This is a genomic window from Candidatus Aminicenantes bacterium (genome assembly GCA_026393795.1).
GTDB lineage: Bacteria > Acidobacteriota > Aminicenantia > UBA2199 > UBA2199 > UBA2199.
On the sequence record JAPKZL010000084.1, the window covers coordinates 1 to 4,355 of the forward strand.

Consider the following 4,355-nt stretch of genomic DNA (forward strand, 5'->3'; position numbering starts at 1 on the left):
ATATGTCGGAGTTTTATTTATCAGTGCCGGGTGACTTTAATCACCCTTGATCTTCAGTTTAGACCAGCGTATTAACGATGCTTTTATTGACCATAATTGGGCAACAGCCCGTCCAGGTTCCAGAAATCATCATCAGCACTCACCCCAACAAGGCCATTTTTTTAACTCTTCCTCCACCCTTTCCAACAGCTTGCGAAATAGTTTTAATTTTAGTTAAACCAATACAATATTGCTAAATATATCTTGAAAAGCTATAATAATTTCAAGAGGTAAAATTGCTGTTATTCGAATGGGATCCTGTAAAAGCTGCAATGAATAAGAAAATTCATGGCATAACATTTGATGAAGCAAGTACGGCCTTTAAGGACATATTATCACTAACAATTTATGATCCTTTACATTCAGAAGATGAAAATAGGTTCGTGTTGATTGGCAATTCTCACAGGGATCGATTGCTTGTCGTTGTGCATACCGAAAGGGGCGAGAGAATAAGAATAATAAGTGCTCGTAAAGCCAAAAAGAAAGAGAGGCAACAATATGAAAAAAATGCAAAAAGATCAGACCATGCTTGAAGAATATGATTTCGGTGCCGGGGTTCAGGGGAAATACTCAAAAAGATATAGTGAGGGGACCAATGTTATCGTTATCGAACCTGATGTTGCAAAATTTTTCCCAGATCACGATTCGGTCAATCAAGCACTGAGGTCTTTGTCAGAGATCATAAAAAAACAAAATAAATTGCATGACAAATCAATTCAACGGACGGCAGATAGCCGCCGCTGATTCGAAACGTTTATGAGCAAGCTCGAACCTGTTACTCCTGGCGAGATCTTCCTGGAAGAATTTCTAAAACCCATGGTTCTCAGCCAGTATCGTTTGGCCAAGGAAATTGGCGTTCCTGCTCAGCGTATCAGTGAAATTGTTGCTGGCAAGCGTTCGATCACGGCTGATACCGATTTACGGTTGTGCCTGTTCTTTGGTCTGTCCAACGGCTATTGGTTGCGCGCTCAGGTTGTCTACGATACGGAAGTCGCAGAGCGTAACCTTGGCCCGGCGCTGAAAAAGATCAAACCCTGGCCCCATATGTAACCCAACAAGGTACTCCAGTTGATGTCCGTACATCACACCGCTGAGTCTCCCCATTATGTTTAATCAATAAGCCAACAGGATAAGGTTCCAAGTTCCAGAGATCATTATTGGTCACATCCCAGCTTCCCTATCAGCAAATTGAATACCTATTAGGAATAGGTTCGGTAGTGACAGGTCGCGACCTGTCACTACAATAGAGCCATTGACATCACGGACACGCATATTTCCGGATAATGGCTTCGGCGGCGCGGATGCCGTCCACGGCCGAGGATATGATGCCGCCGGCATAGCCCGCCCCTTCGCCGGCAGGGTACAGGCCGCGAATGTTACTCTCGAAGAATTCATCTCTAACGATTCGTACGGGCGACGAGCTCCGAGTCTCAATCCCGGTCAGCACCGCGTCGCCCCCGGCAAAGCCGGGCAGTCGTTTGTCCAGAAAAGGCAGTGCCGATCGCAGGGTCTCGGCCACATAATCAGGCAGGCAATCGGCCAGGTGGGCAAAGCGCCAGCCGGGACGATATGTCGGCTCAATGCTTCCCAACTCCGCTGACGGCAGTCCGATTAGAAAATCCTTGACCAACTGCACAGGGGCAAAATATTTTTTACCGCCTAGGGTAAAGGCTTTCCTTTCCCAGGTTCGCTGGAATTCCATGCCGGCCAGGGGATGATCAGAACCGAAATCGAGCGAAGAGACGCCGACCAGCAAGGCGCTGTTGGCGTTGGCGCCGGCGCGGGCGAAGAGGCTCATGCCATTGGTGGCCAGCCCGTCCGTTTCGGTCGCCGCGGCCACTACCTGCCCGCCCGGGCACATGCAGAACGTGTAGGCCGAACGGCCGCCTGGAGCGTGAAATACCAGCTTGTAATCGGCTGCGCCCAAGCGCGGATGGCCGGCGTGGGCCCCATATTGCGCCTCATCGATCATTTGCTGCGGATGTTCGATGCGAGCCCTGGCCAGAAATATCCACGGCAATAATTTTATTGTCCTTTATCTTGAGACCGCTGACCAGGCAATTAAAACGAACCTCCCCGCCCAAGTTAATAATGGTCTGGCGGATATTTTTGACAATATCCGGCAAGCGGTCACTCCCCAGGTGGGGCTTGTTCAGATAAAGGATGTCTGCGGGAGCGCCGGCGGCAACGAATTCCTCCAGCACCTTGCGGCAGCACGGATCATGGATCAGGGTCGCCAGCTTGCCGTCAGAAAATGTCCCGGCGCCGCCTTCACCGAAATGGAGGTTGGACTCCCCTGCCAGTTCGCCGGCTGACCAGAAGTGCGCCACGTCCCGGTACCGTTCGTCGACCGGCTTGCCCCGTTCCAGGACGAGCGGCCGGTAACCCCGGCGCGCCAGCAGCAGGGCGGCAAAAAGACCGGCCGGCCCGCTGCCGATCACCACTGGTGATCCGTAAAGTTTTTCCCGGCCTGGAACGACATCGCAGTAAGCCGAGTCAGGCGCCGGGATGATCGCACCCCCCTGTTGCCGGCGCACAAAACGCGGCTCGTCTTTAACAGCCACGTCCACGGTGTAGACCAGGTGGATCGCCCCCTTTTTGCGTGCATCCACGGCCTGGCGGAAGATCTGGGTCTCAAGCAGTTCTTCCTGGCGGATACCGAGTTTGGCAATGACGGCCCGCTCCAGGGCGCCGGCATCGTGGTCCAGCGGCAGTTTGATCTCAAAGAGCCTCAGCATGGCCACTCAGCGGCTGGCGGCGCTGAGGCCGGCAAGCCAGCCCGAAGACCAGGCCCACTGCAGGTTGAAACCGCCGCAGTCGCCGTCGACATCGAGAATTTCTCCGCAAAAATGAAGTCCCGGGACCAGTAAAGATTCGAGCGTTTCCGGGTTCACCTGGTCAAGGGCGACGCCGCCGGCCGTAACCTGGGCCTCGGGCCAGGGCATCGTGCCCGAGACCGGCAGCGACCAGCTCTTCAAGATCCTCGCCAGGTCGAGTCGCGCCGCCGGGGAAATCTCAGCGCCGGAAAGAGCGTGGCCATCGATGCCGGCGGCGGAGAGAATGACCGGGATCAAGCGCTTGTGCAGCAGCCCCACCAGCCCGTCGGCGATTGACTTGTGCCCCTGGCAACGGAAGCGGACCCCCAAAGCGGATGCCAGCTCCTCAAGGCTCGAGGCGGGGAATAGATCCAAGACAATGCAGGGCTCCTTGTTTGCCTTCAAGGCCCGGGAAGCCGTCCCGCTCAGCTGCAGGACCGGCGGCCCCGAAATGCCGCTGTCGGTGAAGAGGAATTCCCCCTCCTCGCCACGCAAAACCTCGTTGCCGCAGCGCACCTCGCCGGAGCCTTCGAAGCTGACCCCCTTCAGTTTGCGCAGGAAGTCGGCGCGGAGGCGCAGGGGAACCAGCGCCGCGACGGGATCGACCAGGCGATGGCCCAGTGCCGTTGCCAGGCGCAACCCCGAGCCGTCGCTGCCGAACTGCGGCCCGGCCATGCCGCCGCAGGCGAGGACGACCCGCTCCGCTTTCAGCTCCCCGCCGGCGGCCAGCTGCAGCGCGAAACCCTTCTCCCCGGGCTTGACTGCCCTGACCTCGTGGCCGGTGCGCACATCGACGCGCAGCCGCTCCAGCTCCCAGCGCAGGACGTCGAGAACCGCCGAGGCCTGGCCGGAGCGGGGATAGATCCTCCCCTCTTCCTCGGCCTGGCACGAGACGCCGAGTTCCTCGAAAAATTCAATGGCGCTGGCAACGGGGAAACGGGACAGGACAACGGCGATGAAGGCGCCATCGCCGCCGTGAAAGCGGGATGGCGAGGTGTCGCTGTTGGTCAGGTTGCAGCGGCCGCTGCCGGTTGCCAGCAGCTTCTTGCCGACGCGGTCGCGCGCCTCGAGCAAGACCACGGCCGCGCCGAACCGGGCGGCGCTGATGGCGGCCATCATTCCCGAGCTGCCGCCGCCGATCACGAACAGTTTCTTGCTGTCGGCCATCGTGCCCTCCGTCAGCGCCGGCGATGAAAATGATCGATCACCCGAATTCCCGGCCGCAGGTAGTGGGGGCGGCGCAGGCTGGCGGTAATGAAGGACTTGGCCTCGGCCACGGCGACGCGCAACTCGCGGCCGCGGGCCAGGTAGGCGGCGATGGCCGCCGAGTAGGTGGAGCCCGAGCCGTGGCTGTTGACGCTGGCGGAGCGGTCGGCGGCATAGGTTTTCATTCCGCGGTTATCCACCAGCAGGTCGACGGCTTGGCCGGGCAGGTGGCCGCCTTTCATCAGGAACGGGACCTTGTATGTCCGGTGCAGGCTTTGCCCGGCTTCGCGCAGG

At 57.7% G+C, this 4,355-nt stretch carries 5 protein-coding genes and 1 pseudogene; 3 read left to right on the plus strand and 3 right to left on the minus strand.

Annotated elements, in window-relative coordinates; translation table 11 throughout:
- The first annotated feature begins 278 nt into the window (after positions 1 to 278).
- From NTW95_04180 to NTW95_04190, 3 genes are read left to right on the plus strand one after another with little or no spacing between them, the layout of a single operon-like run.
- Entirely contained in the window at positions 279 to 572 is a 294-nt protein-coding gene (locus NTW95_04180) for a BrnT family toxin (protein ID MCX6556619.1), read from the plus strand.
- The gene (locus tag NTW95_04185) at positions 538 to 783 is read left to right on the plus strand and encodes a hypothetical protein (protein ID MCX6556620.1); all 246 of its coding nucleotides are present in this window, start codon (positions 538 to 540) and stop codon (positions 781 to 783) included. The genes NTW95_04180 and NTW95_04185 overlap by 35 nt, the downstream gene beginning before the upstream one ends.
- Before the next feature lie 12 nt (positions 784 to 795).
- Positions 796 to 1,089 carry a HigA family addiction module antitoxin gene (locus tag NTW95_04190; protein MCX6556621.1) on the plus strand — a complete coding sequence of 98 codons (294 nt, stop codon included), beginning with the start codon at positions 796 to 798 and terminating at the stop codon, positions 1,087 to 1,089.
- A 208-nt stretch (positions 1,090 to 1,297) separates the two neighbouring features.
- Here the strand turns inward: NTW95_04190 and NTW95_04195 are convergent.
- The 3 genes and pseudogenes from NTW95_04195 to NTW95_04205 all read right to left on the minus strand — a co-directional run.
- Positions 1,298 to 2,777: pseudogene (locus tag NTW95_04195) on the minus strand (NAD(P)-binding protein).
- A 6-nt stretch (positions 2,778 to 2,783) separates the two neighbouring features.
- Entirely contained in the window at positions 2,784 to 4,022 is a 1,239-nt protein-coding gene (locus tag NTW95_04200; GenBank protein MCX6556622.1) for an NAD(P)/FAD-dependent oxidoreductase, read from the minus strand.
- Between the two features lie 11 nt (positions 4,023 to 4,033).
- On the minus strand, positions 4,034 to 4,355 hold a 322-nt coding region (locus NTW95_04205; GenBank protein MCX6556623.1), incomplete at its 5' end, for a bifunctional hydroxymethylpyrimidine kinase/phosphomethylpyrimidine kinase.